Source organism: Mesorhizobium shangrilense (genome assembly GCF_028826155.1).
GTDB lineage: Bacteria > Pseudomonadota > Alphaproteobacteria > Rhizobiales > Rhizobiaceae > Arvimicrobium > Arvimicrobium flavum.
Genome location: NZ_JAQGPN010000003.1, coordinates 89679 through 107995, shown reverse-complemented (window position 1 = coordinate 107995; position 18317 = coordinate 89679). Strand labels below are relative to the sequence as shown.

The 18317-nt window shown below is 66.9% G+C and carries 18 protein-coding genes; 6 read left to right on the top strand and 12 right to left on the bottom strand.

Translation table 11 applies throughout. The features are described 5' to 3' along the window. Window positions 1-2: 2 nt before the first annotated feature. Together PD284_RS25075 and PD284_RS25070 are read left to right on the top strand one after the other, a co-directional pair. Window positions 3-1115, top strand: coding sequence for an ABC transporter permease (locus tag PD284_RS25075; protein ID WP_274631068.1), 1113 nt, complete (start codon window positions 3-5; stop codon window positions 1113-1115). Window positions 1116-1267: 152 nt separating this feature from the next. Beyond that, window positions 1268-1411: a hypothetical protein gene (locus tag PD284_RS25070; protein ID WP_274631067.1), complete on the top strand. Its 144-nt coding sequence runs from the start codon at window positions 1268-1270 to the stop codon at window positions 1409-1411. Window positions 1412-1580: 169 nt separating this feature from the next. Here PD284_RS25070 and PD284_RS25065 read toward each other — a convergent pair whose 3' ends face one another. From PD284_RS25065 to PD284_RS25055, 3 genes are all read right to left on the bottom strand, one after another. Next, window positions 1581-1820, bottom strand: coding sequence for a PepSY domain-containing protein (locus PD284_RS25065; RefSeq protein WP_274631066.1), 240 nt, complete (start codon window positions 1818-1820; stop codon window positions 1581-1583). 133 nt (window positions 1821-1953) lie between these two features. After that, on the bottom strand, window positions 1954-2643 hold the full coding sequence (gene scpB / locus PD284_RS25060; RefSeq protein ID WP_274631147.1) for an SMC-Scp complex subunit ScpB: 690 nt from the start codon (window positions 2641-2643) through the stop codon (window positions 1954-1956). A gap of 5 nt (window positions 2644-2648) precedes the next feature. Further along, window positions 2649-3662 carry a DUF1403 family protein gene (locus tag PD284_RS25055; protein ID WP_411956294.1) on the bottom strand — a complete coding sequence of 338 codons (1014 nt, stop codon included), beginning with the start codon at window positions 3660-3662 and terminating at the stop codon, window positions 2649-2651. Window positions 3663-3829: 167 nt separating this feature from the next. Between PD284_RS25055 and PD284_RS25050 the strand changes: the two genes are divergently transcribed. The 3 genes from PD284_RS25050 (at window position 3830) to PD284_RS25040 (ending at window position 6222) form a co-directional block, all read left to right on the top strand. Then, window positions 3830-3961: a type II toxin-antitoxin system VapC family toxin gene (locus PD284_RS25050; RefSeq protein WP_274631064.1), complete on the top strand. Its 132-nt coding sequence runs from the start codon at window positions 3830-3832 to the stop codon at window positions 3959-3961. Next, on the top strand, window positions 3954-5138 hold the full coding sequence (locus tag PD284_RS25045; RefSeq protein WP_274631063.1) for a site-specific integrase: 1185 nt from the start codon (window positions 3954-3956) through the stop codon (window positions 5136-5138). Before PD284_RS25050 ends, PD284_RS25045 begins: the two co-directional genes overlap by 8 nt. A gap of 64 nt (window positions 5139-5202) precedes the next feature. Beyond that, window positions 5203-6222 (top strand): LLM class flavin-dependent oxidoreductase, encoded by a 1020-nt coding sequence (locus PD284_RS25040; RefSeq protein ID WP_274631062.1) that lies wholly within the window; start codon window positions 5203-5205, stop codon window positions 6220-6222. Between the two features lie 83 nt (window positions 6223-6305). On the opposite strand, the gene repC is transcribed toward PD284_RS25040, so the two are convergent. From repC to repA, 3 genes are all read right to left on the bottom strand, one after another. Next, window positions 6306-7601: a plasmid replication protein RepC gene (gene repC / locus PD284_RS25035; protein WP_274631061.1), complete on the bottom strand. Its 1296-nt coding sequence runs from the start codon at window positions 7599-7601 to the stop codon at window positions 6306-6308. A gap of 208 nt (window positions 7602-7809) precedes the next feature. After that, the gene (gene repB, locus PD284_RS25030) at window positions 7810-8838 is read right to left on the bottom strand and encodes a plasmid partitioning protein RepB (protein WP_274631060.1); all 1029 of its coding nucleotides are present in this window, start codon (window positions 8836-8838) and stop codon (window positions 7810-7812) included. A 322-nt stretch (window positions 8839-9160) separates the two neighbouring features. Then, complete coding sequence (gene repA, locus PD284_RS25025) at window positions 9161-10387, bottom strand: plasmid partitioning protein RepA (protein WP_274631059.1); 1227 nt, start codon at window positions 10385-10387, stop codon at window positions 9161-9163. 510 nt (window positions 10388-10897) lie between these two features. On the opposite strand from repA, the gene PD284_RS25020 reads away from it, so the two are divergent. Beyond that, the gene (locus PD284_RS25020; RefSeq protein ID WP_274631146.1) at window positions 10898-12064 is read left to right on the top strand and encodes an ATP-binding protein; all 1167 of its coding nucleotides are present in this window, start codon (window positions 10898-10900) and stop codon (window positions 12062-12064) included. A gap of 220 nt (window positions 12065-12284) precedes the next feature. Here PD284_RS25020 and PD284_RS25015 read toward each other — a convergent pair whose 3' ends face one another. From PD284_RS25015 to PD284_RS24990, 6 genes are all read right to left on the bottom strand, one after another. Continuing rightward, window positions 12285-13334 (bottom strand): dihydrodipicolinate synthase family protein, encoded by a 1050-nt coding sequence (locus PD284_RS25015; protein ID WP_274631058.1) that lies wholly within the window; start codon window positions 13332-13334, stop codon window positions 12285-12287. Beyond that, window positions 13331-14050, bottom strand: coding sequence for a TetR/AcrR family transcriptional regulator (locus PD284_RS25010; RefSeq protein WP_274631057.1), 720 nt, complete (start codon window positions 14048-14050; stop codon window positions 13331-13333). Before PD284_RS25010 ends, PD284_RS25015 begins: the two co-directional genes overlap by 4 nt. Beyond that, window positions 14037-15062 (bottom strand): NAD-dependent epimerase/dehydratase family protein, encoded by a 1026-nt coding sequence (locus PD284_RS25005; RefSeq protein ID WP_274631056.1) that lies wholly within the window; start codon window positions 15060-15062, stop codon window positions 14037-14039. Before PD284_RS25005 ends, PD284_RS25010 begins: the two co-directional genes overlap by 14 nt. A 161-nt stretch (window positions 15063-15223) precedes the next feature. Further along, window positions 15224-15730 carry a tripartite tricarboxylate transporter TctB family protein gene (locus PD284_RS25000; protein ID WP_274631055.1) on the bottom strand — a complete coding sequence of 169 codons (507 nt, stop codon included), beginning with the start codon at window positions 15728-15730 and terminating at the stop codon, window positions 15224-15226. Then, window positions 15727-16770 carry a Gfo/Idh/MocA family protein gene (locus PD284_RS24995; protein WP_274631054.1) on the bottom strand — a complete coding sequence of 348 codons (1044 nt, stop codon included), beginning with the start codon at window positions 16768-16770 and terminating at the stop codon, window positions 15727-15729. Before PD284_RS24995 ends, PD284_RS25000 begins: the two co-directional genes overlap by 4 nt. A gap of 6 nt (window positions 16771-16776) precedes the next feature. Further along, entirely contained in the window at window positions 16777-18285 is a 1509-nt protein-coding gene (locus PD284_RS24990) for a tripartite tricarboxylate transporter permease (protein ID WP_274631053.1), read from the bottom strand. Between the last annotated feature and the right edge of the window lie 32 nt (window positions 18286-18317).

Below are 18317 nucleotides of genomic sequence, written 5' to 3'. Positions count from 1 at the left end.
TCATGCGCGTCGCCAATGTCTACAACCTCGGCGTCAAGGAACTGCGGGGCCTCGCGCGCGACCGCATGCTGCTCATCCTGATCGTCTACGCCTTCACCGCGGCGATCTATACGGCGGCCACCGCGCAGCCGGAGACGCTGAACCGCGCCGCGATCGCCATCGTCGACGAGGACCAGTCGCCGGTCTCGTCGCGCATCATCACCGCCTTCTATCCGCCCTACTTCGTGGTTCCCCGCATCATCGACCAGTCCGAGATGGACGCCCGCATGGATGCCGGGCTCGACACCTTCGCGCTCGACATTCCGCCGAACTTCCAGCGCGACCTGCTGGCCGGCCGCGTCCCGACCATCCAGCTCAATGTCGACGCCACCCGCGTCAGCCAGGCGTTCACCGGCGGCGGCTACGTGCAGGCGATCGTCTCCGGCGAGGTCGACGCGTTCATGAACCGCTACCGGGGAGAGGCCGACCTGCCGATCGACCTGGCGCTGCGCGCCCGCTTCAATCCGGAGCTGAACAAGGGCTGGTTCGGCGCGCTCTCCAACGTGATCTCGTCGATCACCATGCTGTCGATCATCCTGACGGGCGCCGCGCTGATCCGCGAGCGCGAGCACGGAACGATCGAGCATCTTCTGGTAATGCCGGTGACGCCGTCCGAGATCATGCTGAGCAAGATCCTCTCCATGGCGCTGGTCGTGCTGGTCGCGGCCGCACTCTCGATCGTCTTTGTCGTGCGCGGCGCCCTCGAAGTCCCCATCCAGGGGTCGATCGCGCTGTTCCTGGTCGGCACGGCGCTGCATCTGTTCGCCACCACGTCGATGGGGGTGTTCCTCGCCACCGTCGCCGGCTCCATGGCGCAGTTCGGTCTGCTCCTGATGCTGGTGCTGATGCCGCTTCAGCTGCTGTCGGGAGCCGCCACGCCCCGCGAAAGCATGCCCGAAGCGATCCAGACGATCATGCTGGCCGCGCCGAACACGCATTTCGTCATCCTCGGCCAGGCGGTCCTGTTCCGCGGCGCCGGCATCGAGGTGGTGTGGCCGCAGTTCCTGGCGCTGGCGGCCATCGGCGCCATCCTGTTCGCCTTCGCCCTCGGGCGCTTCCGCGCATCGCTGCGGTGAATGGGCCCGTCCTTGGCAAAAGGCACCGGCCCGGAACCCTGTCCTCATGTCGCAGGCGAGCAAGGTGGCATTTCAAAAGCCACTGGTTAGAAAGGGGGGAACGAAGAACTGGATCGAGCCCTATGATCGAAGTCGTCCGAAAAAGACCTCTGATGGCCGCGATAGCTGCAGGAGCATTGGCTGCTGTGGTGACGTCGAGCACCGCCATCGGGGTCATGCCAACCATCACCATCATCGCGATCGCGGCCACTGCGGTGGTCCTGGGCGCTCTGGTGATCGGATCCTTCGGGGGTTAGCGCGACCGACGCCCGGCGCTTCGCCGCGGACGCCTGTTCGCGCATCGACCACACATCCGCGAGCTGATATTCTCCGGCCGGTTCCTGCTGTGGCGCCGGCCAGCTACGCCTCTGTGGCGCGCCAGCGGCAGGCTCCAAGACCGCAGAAGCCGGCACGAGACGTATCTGCCTATTTCACCTGTGCACCCGTCTTGGGATCGATCTTGATCTCGACCTTGGCCCCGCTCTTCATGAAATACTCGATCTCGTAGTAGCCACGATCGTTCCAGTCGATCTCATCCACGTATTCGAGATCAGGCGTCTGCTCCACCTTGGCAATGATCTCGGATAGCTTGGTTCCTTCCGGCGGGGCGGCATGCGCGCCAAGAGGGATCAACATGAGGAGAACGGAAGCGGCCATAGAGCGCATATCGGGTTCCTTTGGTTGGTGATTGCGACGAAGCCCCTCTGCCCGACGACGCAACCGGTGAGAACACTATGCCTGACCCGCACCTGCAAACAACAGATGGAGCGGCCCGTCGCGCAATCCGGTGCGTCAGCGGTCATGGCTCCTCCGGTTCCAGCAACGCGACCCCGATATCCCCCGCCAGCAGCTTCTCCTTGGACAAGAGGCCGGCATCCTCGAGCGCCTCGAAGTCGGGCAGGTCGCGCAGCGTGTCGAGGCCGAACTCCAGCAGGAACGCTTTGGTGGTGACGTAGGTGTAGGGCGCGCCCGGCTGCGGGCTGCGCGGGCCTGACGCGATCATGCCGGCGCTGCGCAGATTGCCGATCAGGTCGCGGGAGATCTCCTTGCCGAAGAACGACGACAGTTCTGCACGCGTGATCGGCTGGAAATAGGCGATGCACATCAGCACCAGCACTTCGGACTGGGTCAGCTCGACCGCCCGTTCGTTGGCGCCCATGGCGGTGCGGATGGCGTCGGCATAGGCCGGACGGGTCAGGTGCCGAAAGCCGCCGGCGACGGCAACGAGGTCATAGGGCCGGTCGCGCAGCTCCTCGCGGATGTCGTCGATCAGGAGGTCGATGCTGCAGCTCCTGCCGACGATGCGGGCGAGCGCCTCGCGGGAAACCGGCTCGCCGGCCGCAAAAATCGTCGCCTCGACGCGGTTCATCCATTCGCGCCAGCGCGCCTGCGGCGGCAGGTGATCCAGCTCGCGGTCGAGCAGCCGGTCGCCTGACCGATGGTCATCGGCTCGCCCCTTGGCCCTCGCCGCGCGTCCCGCCTTCTCCATCGCGCTCACAGCCCGTAGATCCGGAAGGTCGTGCGGCCGGAAAGCTCGCGCACGGCGCTCAGGCTCACCAGCCGGTCGAACAGGCGGCGCAGCCCGCGGTCGCTGATGCCGGCGATCATTTCCGACGCCACGATCGCGTCGCCGCACAGGATCTTGTCGACGACGGCGTCCGCCGCCTTGGCCCTGAGTTTCGGCGCGACCGCAAGCAGCTTTTCGGCGCGCCGCCCGAGCTCGGCCGACAGGTCGAGGGCGCGCAGCGCGGCGCGCGCCTGCGCGGCGAGCAGTCCCTTCGCCCGCTCGGCCTCGGTCTCCATGGCCGACACTGCAGCCCCGGCCGCCGCGCGGCGCGGGCGAACAGCGCCTGCGCCCAGGGCGCTCTCCAGCCCGGCCAGCGGCGTCGCCTGCGCCCAGCTCAACCGCTGCGCCAGCAGCGCGTCGGCGACCCAGGCGCCGACGACACGCGGCAAGCCGCGACGCTCCACGCTGGCAAAAGCACCGGCCAGCATCCCGACCATGCCCGGGGCGGCGGCGAACCGCCGAAGGTCGTCGGCCAGGTCGCTCACCGCCTCATCGTCATGCGCGAGGCCGAGATCGTGGAGCAGCGCCGCCAGCGACGCCTCGCCCAGCAGCTTGTCCGGGGGCGAGATCGCCAGCCGCCGCCAGGCCAAAAGCATCCGACCGGCGGGGCCGACCTCGTCGCCGGGGCGGGTCAAAAGCACGGCGTCGCGCAGCGCCGCCTCGTCCTCCGCGCGTCCCGCCTGCCGCGCCGTCACCCCGGCGGCGGTGAGCGCCAGCCGCTGCCGCCACGCGCCGGCCCATGGCTCGTAGCGCCGCACCACCGCATCGAGCGCCCCGACGGCCGCGCCGAAGCCGGCCGCAACATCCTCGATGGCTTGTGCAGCAAGCCTTTGCGGATCGGGCGGCGCCAGCCGCAGCCAGGCCGGAACGGAGACGCCCGGGGCGGGCGCGCCGGCCAGGGGATACAGAGCGTTGGCGAGGGATTTCGGTCGACGAATCATCCGTTGCAGGATGACCGACAGCGGCGCTTTTGGCAATTCCGTTGCGCCATTGCCGCCGCACCTGTCGCACCCTGATAATGATCGATAATCTTGGCTTATCGGTCTTTTTGACAAGGGCCGCGAATTCAGGCAGAAACTGTCGAAAAGGTGGATCTCTGGAGCCTCTCGTGTCGCTGAACAACGATAACCCGCCCACGGGTGCGCTTGCCGGTGCTTTGGCGAAACGTGCGGACGAACCGCTGCTGTTCGCCGGCAATGACTTTGTCCAGACGGGTAGCGAGGCGGCATCGCATGGCTGACGACGTCCAGAAACGAGCGACCCCGTCCGGCAACGACGATCTCCCGGACATCGTCGATGTGGTGCGCGCAATGAGCCAGCCCGAATCGGAGGCGGTAGACAGCCTCGACGGCGACAGCGGCCCCCAAAGCCCCTCCCCTGCCCTTTCCGCGGCTGAAACCGGTGCTCGCGAGATCGTCGAACGGCAGGCTCCACTACCGCCGCATGTCGCACACCTCGCCGACCGCGCCCGCGACTACGTCGAGGCCGCAAGCTCGGCCAACACCCGTCGCGCCTACGCCTCCGACTGGCGGCATTTTGCGAGCTGGTGCCGGCGACAGGGATTTGGCCTGCAGCCGCCCGATCCGCAGGTAGTCGGCCTCTACATCACGGCGCTGGCCTCCGGCGCGGCCGTCGGCGGCAAGAAGTCGGTGTCCACCATCGAACGGCGGCTTTCCTCGCTCACCTGGAATTTTTCACAGCGCGGCCAGCCGCTCGACCGCAAGGACCGTCATATCGCCACGGTGATGGCCGGCATCCGCAACACCCATGCCGCCCCGCCGCGCCAGAAGGAAGCGGTACTGCCGGAGGACCTGATCGCCATGCTGGAAACGCTCGATCGCGGAAGCCTGCGCGGCCTGCGCGACCGCGCCATGCTGCTTCTGGGCTTCGCCGGCGGCCTGCGCCGTTCCGAAATCGTCGGGCTCGACGTCGGCCGCGACCAGACCGAGGACGGACGCGGCTGGATAGAGATCCTCGACAAGGGCCTTCTGGTGACGCTGCGCGGAAAGACCGGCTGGCGCGAGGTCGAGATCGGCCGCGGCTCGACCGACGCCACCTGCCCAGTCGTGACGCTGCAGACCTGGCTGCAGTTCGCTCGCATCGGGCATGGACCGTTGTTCCGGCGGGTGACGGGACAGGGAAAGAAGGTCGGCGCCGAGCGGCTCAACGACCAGGAGGTCGCCCGACTCGTCAAGCGCACGGCGCTTGCCGCCGGCGTTCGCGGCGACTTGCCCGAGGGGCAGCGGAGCGGCCTCTTCGCCGGACACTCGCTGCGCGCTGGCCTCGCCTCCTCCGCCGAGGTCGATGAGCGGCATGTCCAGAAGCAGCTCGGCCACGCTTCCGCCGAGATGACCCGCAAATATCAGCGTCGGCGCGATCGCTTCCGCGTCAACCTCACCAAGGCGGCAGGGCTTTGACCGGACGCCGGCGTCTTGGAACCGGACGCGATAACCCAACAGGCAAAAGAGCCAGGACGCTCCCATGAAGAAGATCGGATTCCTGTCGTTCGGGCATTGGTCGCCCTCGCGCCAGTCGCAAACGCAGACGGCCGCCGATGCGCTGCTGCAGTCCATCGATTTGGCGGTCGCCGCAGAGCAACTGGGGGCCGACGGCGCCTATTTCCGCGTCCATCACTTTGCCCGCCAGCTCGCCTCGCCGTTCCCGCTGCTGGCGGCCGTCGGCGCCAAGACCAGCCGCATCGAGATCGGCACGGCCGTCATCGACATGCGCTACGAGAACCCGCTCTACATGGCCGAGGATGCCGGCGCTGCCGACCTGATTTCCGGCGGCCGCCTGCAGCTCGGCATCAGTCGCGGCTCGCCGGAGCAGGTGATCGACGGCTGGCGCTATTTCGGCTACGCCCTCCAGGACGGCCAGACCGACGCCGCCATGGCGCGCGAGCGCGCCGAAGTCCTGCTCGAGGTCCTGCGCGGCAAAGGCTTCGCCCAGCCCAATCCTCGACCCATGTTCCCGAATCCCCCGGGTCTTCTCCGCCTCGAGCCGCACTCGGAGGGCCTGCGCGAGCGGATCTGGTGGGGTGCGGCCACCAACGCGACGGCTGAGTGGGCGGCGAAACTGGGCATGAACCTGCAGAGCTCGACCCTCAAGTTCGACGAGAGCGGTCAGCCTTTCCACATCCAGCAGGCGGAGCAGATCCGGGCATATCGTCAAGCCTGGAAGGCTGCGGGCCATGAGCGCGAGGCGCGGGTTTCGGTCAGCCGCAGCATCTTCGCGCTGGTCGACGACCGCGACCGCGACTATTTCGGCCGCGGCGACCAGCAGGATCACTTCGGCTACATCGAGGCGGACACGCGGGCCGTGTTCGGCCGCACCTATGCCGCCGAGCCGGACGTCCTGGTCGGGCAGCTGAAGGAAGACGAGGCCATCGCCGAAGCCGATACGCTGTTGCTCACCGTCCCCAACCAGCTCGGCGTCGACTACAACGCCCATGTGATCGAGGCGATCCTCACCCACGTGGCGCCGGCCATGGGCTGGCGCTGACGCGAACGAGGGTTCTGGCGTCGGCCAGGGCCGCCGTCGCACCGTCTCGCGTTCCAGCCAGTATGCGGATGGCATCGCCGCCGCTACCGGTTTTCCAGGGCCTGGATCATCGGCAGCACGGAGAATTTCCCGTCCTCCGCCCGAAGGGTCAGCGCCCGCAGATAGCCGCCCGGCGAACGGATCTCGTCAACCCGTTCGAGGATCGCCGCAATGGTGACCGCCGCAGCGACGTCGCCCATCGCCTTGCGCGCCCTGCTCCACGCGTCCGGCGACACGCCCAGTATCGACCGCACCAGTCCGGCCGTGGCGATCACCTCGCGCCAGCCGCCAAGGCCGTCCCTCGCATAGGGTTCGAACCCCGGGCAGGCCGATTTCAGCCGCTCCAGCGTTATCGGGGCGGCCTTGGTTTCCAATCGGCGGCCCTCGTCCGTTTCGCCAGCGGGTTCCTCGCCCCCGTCCGATGGCTCGGCTCCGGCTGCGCCTTCCACCCCATCCCGTGGCCTCCCGGTTGTCGCGGCCGTTCGCTTCAGCTCATTTTCGGAGCCTCTTTCAAAATGGAGGTCTGTGTTTGAATTCTGAATATGGCGCTCAGAATCGGAGTCATTGGCGCTCATTTCTTGTTCTGCCAAGGCATCGAGGTAGGCCGTCTCCACCTCCGCTCGCAGGCGAACCATGTCCTCGCGACGACGCTCCAGGAACAATCTCGGCGCGACGCGCGGCAGCCGGCCGCCACACATTGCGAGGCGTTCCGCGAAGCCGAACCAGTCGCCCGCCCTCTCCTCGTCGATTGCCGCCTCGATCACCTTGGCGATGTCGCGCTGATGGATGGTGATCTCACCGCGCAGCCTGATCATGGCCTGCGCCTCGGCGCGTGCAGCGTCGGCCGCAGCGAATATCTCGGCGGCGGCCTGCGCGAAGGGCGCGAGATCGAAGCCAAAGGCGGTCTCCACCTGGCCGCGATCGTCACGCCGGCAGTAGCGCTTGCCGTTGGCACTGTCGCGCCTCAGGATCATGCCGGCCGCAACCAGCGCCGCCAGGTGCCGGCGGATGGTCGCCGGCGCCATGCCGCGGCTGCGCAAGGAAAGCTCGGCGTTGGACGGAAACACGATCACCTCGGCCGCCCCGTCGATCTCCTTCTCTGGCCAGCAACTGGCCAGCGCCTCGAGCACCACGATCGAGCGGTCGGACAGCCCGTAGGCGTCGCGCGCCTCGGTGAGCGCCCTCAGCAGCCGCCACTTGTCCGCCTTGCCGGTGTCGTTGGTCCCTGCCCTGCCCTCGCGCAGCGCGGTCCTCTTGCGCTCGACCTCCTCGCGCATCCGAAAAAAGGACGCACTTATCCGACCGCCGCCAAAAGGCGTCGTCGCAAACCTTTCCGTCATGTCCTACCTCGCTTCGAGGCAATCAAAACACGCCGCCGGAACGTTCCGACCTTGACAGGACGAATCGGAAGTGATTCTTTCAGATTGCTACATCGAAAGAGGGCTTCCGGAATGGTGACGTTCTGGGGGCCTTTTTCTTTGCCTGCCGTTTCCCTTACTGTTTCAGTTCACTGCTCAAGCGGCCGGATACGCGGCCGCCACACATTCCTCAGCCGCCCTCGCCTGACCGCGCGCTGAACGCCGCGTGCAGCTTGGGCAGCTCCGCCTCGACATAGTCAGCGAAGCCCGCTCCGGCCGACGCCGGAATGACGAACACGGCGCGGTCCGCCTTGCGCTGCACCTCCGCGATCCTGCCGCCGCCGGCGGACTGCACCTGAGTCGCGGCCGCCTTTTTCGGCGCGCGCTGCGACAGCCTGTCGAACAGCATCTGAAAGCGCTCGTCGCTCGAGGCGCGCCGAAACCGGTCCGTGGCGATCTCGTCGTCCGCCTTCACGTATTGCGCTTCGCGGTCGAGCAGCGCGGCGAACGCCATCCAGCGCGGGCGTCCGACCTTGGGCGCGGGCCCCACGGCAACCGCGATTCGACCGGGGATCACAGTCGCCACCTGGAGCAGGCGCGACAGCTCGGTCTTGTCGACCGCGAGTGCGGCCATCGCAGTCGCGCGATCAAAACCGTGCCGCATGAGGCCGTCGGCAAAGAAGGCGCGCTCGATATAGGAAAGGTCGCGCCGCTCGGCATTCTCCTTGCCCTGCGCGGTGGCCAGCTCCGCATCGGTCATCGCCTTGACGATGGCGCGGACGGGCTTGCCGATGCGGCGCGCCGCCTCGATGCGGCGGTGGCCGTAGGCGGCCTGGAACTCACCTGCGGCCCCTCGCGCGGAATCAGGATGCGGGCGAACAAGGACCGGCACCTGCTGGCCCTGTTCGGCGATGCTGTGCACCAGCGCCTCGAAATGCTCGTCGCCCGCTGCGCCGCTGCTCAGGCGGTCAGCATAGGGCGAGCGTTCGATGCGCTCCGGCTCGAGCTCGACCACGCGGTCGGCTCCGTCGAGGCTCTCGCGCAGACGCCGCGCATCGGCGATCTCCTGGCTGAGCGTGTCGAGCGAAAGCCCCATGGCCTTGACCGCGCCCGATGTACTGCGCTTCGGAACTTCGGGGGCATGAGGCTCGGCCTGTTTGGTTTCCGGCGCGGGCTCGACGCCGAACAACGATCTCAACTGGTCCTTGCGCTTGCTCATGGAACACCTCCGCCGGACAGTATGGGCGCACGGCGGCGTATGGGGATCAAATTTTTTTGGGCGTTCCGAGGAAAGCCCGGAATTATGCGGCCTTGAGGCCGCCCGGCGGCGGAAAAGGCGCTTTTTTCCTCCCCACTTCGGGGCGGCGACGCGGCTCGCGTGCAGGCCGCCGACCACGCCCTTCTGGTGGGCCGTCGCGAATTGACAGCTGTCAACTCGCTGCCCAACCACCGATCGGCGGCGTCATGGCGAAGCCTATCGTGCAGTGCCTCGTCCCGGTTGACAGCTGTCAACTTCATCCCCGGTCGACAGCAGACAGCGCTCATGCCGCCCGCCCCCAGGCCTGCTTCAGCAGGTCCTCGACCTCGGAGTTGACGGCGTTCATCGATTCGATGGCGCGGTCGTAGGTGGCGCGGTTGAAGTTCTCACGGCCGACCTCATAGAGCGTCTGCTTGGTAAGGCCCGCGTCCGAGATCGCCGTCGACTTCAGCATCGGCGTGGTCAGCACGCGCGAGCCGAACTGGGTACGCAGGAAGCCCGCGATCTGGGTCTGCGGTCCGTCGTTCGGCTCGAAGCGGGTGATGAGGTAGCGCAGGAAATCGAAGTTCAGCGTGCCGCCGGCCTCGCGCACCACGCTGAGCAGGTCCGACGTCATGAACAGGAACTGGCTCATCGAGGCGACGTCGAGCATCTGCGGATGCACGGTGACGATAACCGAGGTCGCTGCGCACAGCGCGCCGAGCGTCAGGAAACCGAGCTGCGGCGGACAGTCGATGACGACAACGTCATAGCGGTCGGCGACCGTGGCGATGGTCGACTGGACGCGCGCGAAGAACATGTCGCGCGGATCGTCCGCGCCGACGCGACGGTCGGCCAGATGGCGCGGCGTCGCGTGCTCGAACTCCTGCAGCTCAAGGTTGCCCGGAACGATGTCGAGCCCGTCGAAATAGGTGGTGCGGATGACCGCTTCCATCGGCACCCGCTCGCCGTCGTAGCGGATCGCGCCGTAGAGCGTGTCGTTGCCCGAGAGGTCGAGTTCCGGCTGGAAGCCGAACAGCGCCGACATCGACGCCTGCGGATCGAGATCGATGGCCAGCACCCGGTAACCCTGCAGCGCGAGATACTGCGCCAGGTGCGCCGTCGTCGTGGTCTTGCCGGAGCCGCCCTTGAAATTGGTGACGGCCACCACCTGCAGATGCTCGTCGCCCTCGCGATGCTTGACGTAGTGCTTCGACTTGGCCCCGGGTTGCGCCGCGAGATAGTGGCGAAGCGCATTGACGTCGGCCAGCTTGTAGGAGCGCCGCCCGGACGCGCCGACTTCGGGGGAGGGGCCGTCGCCGGAGATCGACAGCTGCCGCAGGTAGCCGTCGCTGACGCCGATCAGCCGGGCGGCCTCGCCGCTGGTGAACGGACGCAGCGTCTTCTTGGCCAGCGGCGGAAACAACCGGTCGCGCAGTTGCGACAGCTGCGCCGACAGCGTTTCGGCATCGACCGCGATCAGCCGATCGGCTGTTGGAGTTTCCGCCTGATGGACGACTGGCGCCAACATGAATTCCCTTTCTATTGGCGTCATGACCAAACCCGGCCAGCCGCGATTGACGCGACTCACCCGAGGACGGCCGATTGTGACGCACGGTACGCTCTACGGATAGGGGAGGGCACTCGCTTACGCCAAAATAACGTTGCTACGCGCCAAAACCGTAAGAAAGGTGGGACAAGAAGCGATTCTTGTCAACGAAAAGAGGGTTAACGGAAATTAACCATTTGCGCAGGTGCGAATCAGGCCTCGCCCTCGCATGCCGTGGACGTGCAACGCGCAGGCTTGCGGCGCCGACCCGAAACGATCCGCCGGGCAATGGCGCCCCGATCGTCCCTGGCGCTTACGTGTCCCAAAACTTTGGTGCACGCAACGATCTCGAGGGAGATCAGGAATAGCCGAAACGAGTCTTCAGATGTCGCGCTTTCGGCGGCCGGGGCAGTGCATCCCAGATCGGACGCGGACGGCAACCATAACATTCTCTTCCTTGCAATCGTGGAGTTCTTCTCCATATTTGCAAGGATGATCGACCGTCGAATCCTCGCCGAACTCATCGAACTTCTCGACAGCAATCCAGCCGTGGCGCTGATCGGGCCGCGGCAGGTGGGCAAGACCACGCTGGCCCTGCAGATCGCCGATGCCCGGCCGGCGATCTATCTCGATCTCGAATCGGACGCTGACCGGGCCAAGCTTGCAGAACCCGAGCTGTATCTGGCCGGGCATGAGGACAAGCTGGTCATCCTCGACGAGGTGCACCGGCTTCCCGGGCTGTTCCAGAACCTGCGCGGGCTGATCGACCAGGGCCGCCGCAGCGGCCGCCGCACCGGCCGTTTCCTTCTGCTCGGATCTGCCTCGATCGACCTCATGAAGCAGTCGAGCGAGACGCTGGCCGGCCGCATCGCCTATCTGGAGATGCACCCCGTCGACGGGCTGGAGGTACCGGCCGCCGAGCTGCCGCGGCTTTGGGTGCGCGGCGGCTTCCCGGACAGCTTGCTCGCCTCAAGCGACCGGACCAGCCTGCGCTGGCGGCAGGATTTCATCCGCACCTATCTCGAGCGCGATGTGCCGATGCTGGGACCACGCATCCCCGCCGAGACGCTGCGCCGCTTCTGGACCATGCTGGCGCACCATCAGTCCGGCCTGCTCAACGCCGCCGACTTCGCCCGCGCGCTCGGCGTCGACGGCAAGACGGTCGCTTCCTATCTCGACCTCCTGGTCGACCTGCTGCTGGTGCGCCGCCTGGAGCCGTGGCACGCCAACGTCTCCAAGCGGCTCGTCAAATCGCCCAAGATTTATGTCCGCGACAGTGGCATCACCCACGCGCTGCTGGGCCTGGCCACCGAGGAACAGGTGCTCGGGCATCCCGTCGCCGGCGGCAGCTGGGAAGGCTTCGTCATCGAGACCCTGTCGGCCGCCGCGCCTGCGGGCACCAGGCTCAATTTCTATCGGACCGCGGCCGGCGCCGAGATCGACCTGCTGCTCACGCTGCCGGGCTCGGACATCTGGGCGATCGAGATCAAACGCAGCCTGGCGCCGAAGGCGGAGAAGGGATTTCACCTCGCCAGCGACGACATCGGAGCGGCGCGCCGCATCCTTGTCTATCCGGGTTCGGAGACCTATCCGCTCGGACACCGCGTCGAAGCGATGTCGCTGGCCACTGCCGGCGCGGAACTGCTGAAGCTCGTCTGAGCGCGCTTGTCCGCGACAGCGAAAGACAACGCCCCTCCTCCGGGGAGGGCAGGAGAGGGGAGGTCGGCGCCGGCAGATCGGCGATCGCGCCCCGGACACGCCCGTCGTCGGAACGTCGCCGAGGCGCGATTCCGCCGGGAGGCCCCGCCCGTCAGGAACGGCGATCGCGCCGCCGGTCTCCGGTGTTCGCCGGCCCCGCGGCGGATCAATGCGGCGGCGCTCAGGCCAGCCAGCGTTCCAGATTGGCCCGCACGAACGCGTCGTCATTGAGTTCGGGATAGTCGCGGGCGATGCGGTCGAGTTCCTCGACCTGGCCCGGGCCCATCGTCTCGTCGGGGTTGAGGCACCAGATGCCTTCGAGCAGGCCCTGCCGGCGTAGCACCTCGTGGATCGCGGCGATGCAGCCGACGAAATCGTTGGCGACGTCGAACAGGACGCCGTTGGCGTCGGTGGTGCGCGCATCCAGCTCCAGCCAATCCGATGCGGAGCGCGCATCCGCCCGCTCGTGGACGTCGGCCAGCAGTTCGACGGCCTTCTTGGTCCACACCGCCCAGTGGCCGAGCAGGCCGCCCTTGATGCGCACGCTGACCGGCTCGCCGTCGCGCGGGAAGGTGAAACGCGTCATCAGGTCGGCGACGATGTGGTCGTCATTGCCGGTATAGAGCGTGATGCGTTCCTCTGCGCGGGCGTCGATCACGGCGCGCACGACGTCGAGCGTGCGATAGCGGTTGAACGGCGCCATCTTGATGGCGACGACGTTCTCGATCTCGGCGAAGCGACGCCAGAAGGAGTAGGGCAGGGGCTGCCCGTGCACTGCGGTCTGCAGGTAGAAACCGATGACCGGCATGACTTCGGCCACCGCGCGGCAATGGGCGATCAGCTCGTCCTCGCTCGCCCCCTTCATGGCCGCCACGCCGAGCAGCACGGCATGATAGCCATTCGAGCGGGCAAGCTCGGCCTCGCGCACCGCCTGCTCGGTGCGGCCGATGGCGCCGGCGACGAGGAACGGTTCGGACGCATGCCGCGCGGCTTCCTCGGCTGCGAGCTGCAGGACGGGCTCGAAGAGGCCGTGGTCGCGGATCTCGAACTGGGTGGTGTGCACCGCCACCGCCATGCCGTGCGCACCGGCGTCCAGATAGTAGCGCGACAGCGCGCGCTGGCGGCGCTCGTCGAGCTTGCGGCCGGCGTCCAGCGCCAGCGGATGCGCGGGAATGACGCCGCCCCGACGCAACGCGGCGAGGGGAACGGCGGGAATGTCGTTGATCTTCATAAAGTGATTTCCGGGAGGCCTGTGGTGGGTGGTGCGTCGGGACGCAGGTAGCCGAGGATGACGTCGATGACGTGCCGGCGTCGCAGGTCGAGTACGTCGCGCGTCTTCGGCAGGGCGAAGATCGCCGACAGGGTGTGCCTGTTGGCGATGAAGAAGTAGCAGATGCTGGCGATCGATATGTAGAGCTGGACGGGATCGACGCCGGTGCGGAAGACGCCGGATGCCTGTCCGCGCTGCAGGATCTCGTCGATCAGCGCCACCAGCGGACTGTTGAGGTCGCGCGCGCGGGCCGAATGCGAGACATGCACGCCGCCATGCATGTTCTCGTCATTGATCAGCGAGATGAATTCAGGATGCTCGCTCACATAGTCGAAGGAGAAGCCAATAAGCTCCTCCATCGCCTCCACCGGCGAGCGGCAGGCGAGATCGAGCTTGCGCTCAGCGGCGCGGATCTTCTCGTAGGTCAGATCCAGCACGGCGCTGAACAGGTCCTCCTTGCTCCCGAAATAGTGGTAGATGAGCGCCTTGTTGCAGCGGGCAAGCTTGGCGATCGCATCGATGCGCGTGCCCTTCAGCCCTTTCCTGGCGAATTCCTTCTCTGCCGATTTCAGGATGCGGGCGCGCGTGGCCGCGGCGTCGCGTGTCTGGCGGGGCTTTTCCTGCCCAGCCGCGTCCGCGTCGCCGGCCCTCGCGCCCGTGTCCTCAGTAGGCGCCATCTCTGACCTCGAAATGCGTCGGCTTGCCAAGTGAGCGGCCGCCGTCGCCGAGCCACTGCGCCGTCCACTCTATCAGGCGCGGCAGCGGCACGGTGGGGTAGCCGAAAAGCTTCTGCTGGAGACTGGTGTCGATGATCCAGGCGCGACCCTGCTCCTGGCCAGAAAACACCGGCGTCTTGCCGAAATGCTCGCCGAACTTTTCGGCAAGCCGGCGCACGCTCACCAGTTCCGGCCCCGAAAGGTTGAGGACGAAGGGAGGCGTGCCCGCATGGGCGAGCGACTGCAACGCCACGTCATTGGCGTCGCCCTGCCAGATCACGTTGCAATGACCGCTGTCGATCTGCACCGGCTCCCCCGCCTGAACGGCGCTGGCCACATCGTGCAACACGCCGTAGCGCATGTCGATCGCGTAGGAGAGGCGGATGATCGACACCTTGGTACCTTGAGTGCGCGAGTAGTGCTCGAACATGCGTTCGCGCCCCACGCAGGAATTGGCGTATTCGCCGGGCGGGTTGAGATCGAGATCCTCGCGCGCGCCCTGGCCGGCGATGTCGACGAAGGGATAGACGCAGGCCGTCGAGAAGACGGCGATGCGCGACTGGCTGAAGGCCTCGGCGACGATAGCCGGCACATGCACGTTCATCGCCCAGGTCAGCGACTGGTTGCCGCTGGAGCCGAACTTCCGGCCGGCCATGAAGACCACGTTGGCGGTCTTTTCCAGCGCTTCCACGGCGGCGCGGTCAAGCAGGTCGCACTCGACCGTCTCGATGTCCCAGCCCTGGAGCTTTTCCTTCAGGCCGGCCTCGGAGAAGCGGGCGACGCCGATGACCCGCTTGTGGGGCGCGGCGCGCTTGGCCATGCGCGCCAGCGTCGGCCCCATCTTGCCGCCGACGCCGAGGATGGTGATGTCGCCTTCGAGCCCGGCAAACGTCTCGATCAGTTGCTGGCTGGGGCGCGACAGCAGGTCCTCAAGTTCCTGCTCGTTGCGGATCTCGGACGGGAGTGCATTCATTCTGGCGGTTTCCTTGGCTAGGCGTCAGACGGATTTTTTGGTTCGACCATCCTCAACGACCAGTCTGCCGGTGCGATGCGGTCGGTGAACTCCGGGATGGCTTGCAAGCGCAGCTTTCGCCCCGCCTGCCGGTTCGCCGCGGAGCGCGACAAGCGCCGAACTCATCCCGGCAGCTTGACCAGGAAGATCTCGACGAAGACCGCCCGCACGACCAGGGACGAGCAGATCGCCAGGACGAGCGCTCCCGCGGACAGCGCCGGGAGGGACAGCTTGCGCTCCGGATTGAGCAGTTCGGCCCCCACCGTGAAGGCAAAGACGAAGATTGTCGTAGCGATGACGAACGGCACGTTTCCGAACAGGACGAACCCGTAGATGACGACCGTGACGAGCGTGAAGATCATGCGCGCCGCGCTGCCCGGCTGCCAGGTCAGGATCGGGAGGGCGACGGCTCCGCCGCGACCGGCCATGGCGCGGATGAGCAGGGCGATGCCGAGCACCGTCAGCACCAGGCAAAGAAGTCCCGGGGTCAGCCCCGGCACCGTGAAGGGATCGGCCTTGCGGACCTCGAACCGCGGCATCCGCCACGATTCCACCAGTCCGGCAATGCCGCCGATGGTGACGACGAGACCGCCGATGACATCAGTGAAGACAGGACGTGCGCGGCTCATGAGCGTAGCCCCTCGATCTTGACGGTCTCGCGGGCCTGCCTCTGCAGGGCTGTCGCGATTGCTGCAACCGTCGCCGTCATTTCCAGTGCGCCTTCCGCAGCTTCGCAAAGCACAGGGCCGCCGTTGCGAACCGCGTCCCTGAAGACGCCGAAGCTGGCGGCCAGGATCGCCTCCGGGCTCGCGCCCACCGCCATATGGCTTTCCAGCGATTCCGGCTTGACGTCGAAGCCGCCGGCCGACCGCGTGTAGGCCACCTTGGACAGGATCAACCGGTTCTGGTTGAAGTCGATGGTCACATTGCCCGCGCGGCCAACGAGCGACATGCGCTTGTTGGTCACCGCGCCGGGCATGAACGGGTCCTCGACTTCGCCGGCAACCAGCACGCCGAGCCGCAGGCGGCCCTTCAGGCGGTTGGCGAAGTCGAGCTCGATGACGATGTCGTCGACGACGTCATCCGCGAGCCGCGACCAGGAGCTGGCCGAGACGGCCTCGATCGCGTGCCCCGCGAAATGGCGCATGAGGTCGAGGAAGTGGACGCCGTCGTTCTCGACCAGGGAGGAGTCGGCGCGCATCCGCTTCCAGCCCGAAAAATTGCCCTCGATGGCGACGAGCTCGCCGATCTCGCCGCTTGCCAGCAGGGCTTTCGCCTGCGTGACGAGAGGATGGGCGCGCAGCACCATGCCGATCTGGGTCGGCACGTCCTTGATGGCTCCCATCAGGGTCTGCGCTTCGGCGACGGTGGTCACCGCGGGTTTCTCGATCAGCACGGGCTTGCCGGCTTCGAGCGCCATCAGGGCCAGCGGCAGATGCAGGGCAGGGGGCGCCACCACCGCCACCATGTCGGCGCGGCCGACCAGGCTGGTGGCGTCGGTGGACAGGCCTTCGGCCGGAATGCCGAGCTGGGCTGCGCGGTTCAGTGCCGCCTGCGATGGATCGGCGACCATGAGGCGAATGGCCGGATCGAGCCTGCGCCACGCACGGGCATGCAGCTCGCCGAAAATGCCAAAGCCGCAGATGAGAACAGTGTCAGTGCTGGTCATCGTTCGTTACCGGGTGGTGAGCCGTGACATGCCGGACCGCAGCGCACGCTGCACCGGCGGCAATGAAAGCAGGACGATCGCCAGAACCAGGCCGGCGATGACGGCGCTGATGGGCCGCGAGACGAAGGCAAGCGGATCGCCCTGGCTGATCGACAGGCTGCGCCGCAGGTTGTTGTCGAGGATCGGGCCAAGCACGACGCCGAGGATCATCGGCGCGACCGGGAAGCCGGTTTCGCGCATCAGGAAGCCGATGAGGCCGAAGCCGATCATCACCCAGACGTCGAAGACACGGCCGGCAATGGCGAAGGAGCCGACGACGCACAGCACGAAGATCGTGGCCATCAGCCATTCGCGCCGGATCTTGAGCACGAACAGCAGCGGACGCGTCAGGATCAGCCCGAGCACGAGCATGGCGCAGCTTGCCCAGAAGACCATGGCGACAACCGAATAGAAGAAGTCGGCCTGCGTGACCATGATGAGCGGACCCGGCCGCAGGCCGTGGATGATCATCGCGGCGAGCAGGACGGCGGCCGGCGCAGAGCCGGGAATGGCCAGCGTGAGGACGGGAATGAGCGCGCCGGGGACGGCCGCGTTGTTGCCGGTCTCGGCGGCCAGCAGGCCGTCGGCCGAGCCCTTGCCGAACTCCTCCGGCGTCTTGGAGGCGCGCTTGGCGGCGGCGTACGACATCCATGCGCCCATGTCCTCCCCAACGCCGGGAACGACGCCCATGAAGGTGCCGATGACGCCCGAACGCAGCCAGGTCTTGAAATAGCGAACCGACGACAGCGCCGATCCGAGCACGCTGCCGACCTCGGACACCACCAGCTTGGTGGCCTCCTGGCGCATGACGACGAAAACCTCGGCGCAACCGAACGCTCCGACGAGAACCGGCAGCAGCCCGAAGCCGCCCTCGAGATCGGGGATGCCGTAGGAGAAGCGCGCATAGGCGTGCAGGCTTTCCTGCCCGACCATGGCGACCAGAAGCCCGAAGAAGCCGGCGATCCAGCCTTTCAGCGGATCATCCATCGCGGTCATCTGACCGCACAGCACGACGCCGAAGACGGCAAGCCAGAAGAACTCGAACGAGGTGAAGTCGAGCGCGAATTCGGCAAGCCATGGCGCGACCAGCGCCAGGCCGACCATGCCGACGAGGGAGCCCAGGAACGAGCCCGTCGTGGCGACCGCCATCGCCTCGCCGGCGCGACCCTGCTTGGCCAGCGGGAAGCCGTCGAGTGCGGACGCAGCATTGGCCGGAGTGCCGGGGATGTTGAGCAGGATGGCGGTTCGGCCTCCGCCATAGATGGCGCCGATATAGACGCTGACAAGCACCAGGATCGCCGTGCCCGGCGCCATCGTGAAGGTGAGCGTCGTCACCAGGGCGACGCCGAGCGTCGCCGTCAGACCCGGGATCATGCCGATGACGATGCCGAGCAGCGTCGCCCATATCACGGCGAACAGATCGGCAGAGAAGCCGATCGCCGCCACCGCATTCAGGAAATGGAATAGACCGTCCATGTGCAACTCACCGGGCGCCGCGCAGCCGACAG

What these genes read in the sequence shown, in the direction of transcription:
- PD284_RS25075 (WP_274631068.1), top strand. Translation starts at nt 3, where the DNA reads ATGCGCGTCGCCAATGTCTACAACCTCGGCGTCAAGGAACTGCGGGGC.
- PD284_RS25070 (WP_274631067.1), top strand. Translation starts at nt 1,268, where the DNA reads ATGGCCGCGATAGCTGCAGGAGCATTGGCTGCTGTGGTGACGTCGAGC.
- PD284_RS25065 (WP_274631066.1), bottom strand. Translation starts at nt 1,820, where the DNA reads ATGCGCTCTATGGCCGCTTCCGTTCTCCTCATGTTGATCCCTCTTGGC.
- scpB (WP_274631147.1), bottom strand. Translation starts at nt 2,643, where the DNA reads ATGGAGAAGGCGGGACGCGCGGCGAGGGCCAAGGGGCGAGCCGATGAC.
- PD284_RS25055 (WP_411956294.1), bottom strand. Translation starts at nt 3,662, where the DNA reads ATGATTCGTCGACCGAAATCCCTCGCCAACGCTCTGTATCCCCTGGCC.
- PD284_RS25045 (WP_274631063.1), top strand. Translation starts at nt 3,954, where the DNA reads ATGGCTGACGACGTCCAGAAACGAGCGACCCCGTCCGGCAACGACGAT.
- PD284_RS25040 (WP_274631062.1), top strand. Translation starts at nt 5,203, where the DNA reads ATGAAGAAGATCGGATTCCTGTCGTTCGGGCATTGGTCGCCCTCGCGC.
- repC (WP_274631061.1), bottom strand. Translation starts at nt 7,601, where the DNA reads ATGACGGAAAGGTTTGCGACGACGCCTTTTGGCGGCGGTCGGATAAGT.
- repB (WP_274631060.1), bottom strand. Translation starts at nt 8,838, where the DNA reads ATGAGCAAGCGCAAGGACCAGTTGAGATCGTTGTTCGGCGTCGAGCCC.
- repA (WP_274631059.1), bottom strand. Translation starts at nt 10,387, where the DNA reads ATGTTGGCGCCAGTCGTCCATCAGGCGGAAACTCCAACAGCCGATCGG.
- PD284_RS25020 (WP_274631146.1), top strand. Translation starts at nt 10,898, where the DNA reads ATGATCGACCGTCGAATCCTCGCCGAACTCATCGAACTTCTCGACAGC.
- PD284_RS25015 (WP_274631058.1), bottom strand. Translation starts at nt 13,334, where the DNA reads ATGAAGATCAACGACATTCCCGCCGTTCCCCTCGCCGCGTTGCGTCGG.
- PD284_RS25010 (WP_274631057.1), bottom strand. Translation starts at nt 14,050, where the DNA reads ATGGCGCCTACTGAGGACACGGGCGCGAGGGCCGGCGACGCGGACGCG.
- PD284_RS25005 (WP_274631056.1), bottom strand. Translation starts at nt 15,062, where the DNA reads ATGAATGCACTCCCGTCCGAGATCCGCAACGAGCAGGAACTTGAGGAC.
- PD284_RS25000 (WP_274631055.1), bottom strand. Translation starts at nt 15,730, where the DNA reads ATGAGCCGCGCACGTCCTGTCTTCACTGATGTCATCGGCGGTCTCGTC.
- PD284_RS24995 (WP_274631054.1), bottom strand. Translation starts at nt 16,770, where the DNA reads ATGACCAGCACTGACACTGTTCTCATCTGCGGCTTTGGCATTTTCGGC.
- PD284_RS24990 (WP_274631053.1), bottom strand. Translation starts at nt 18,285, where the DNA reads ATGGACGGTCTATTCCATTTCCTGAATGCGGTGGCGGCGATCGGCTTC.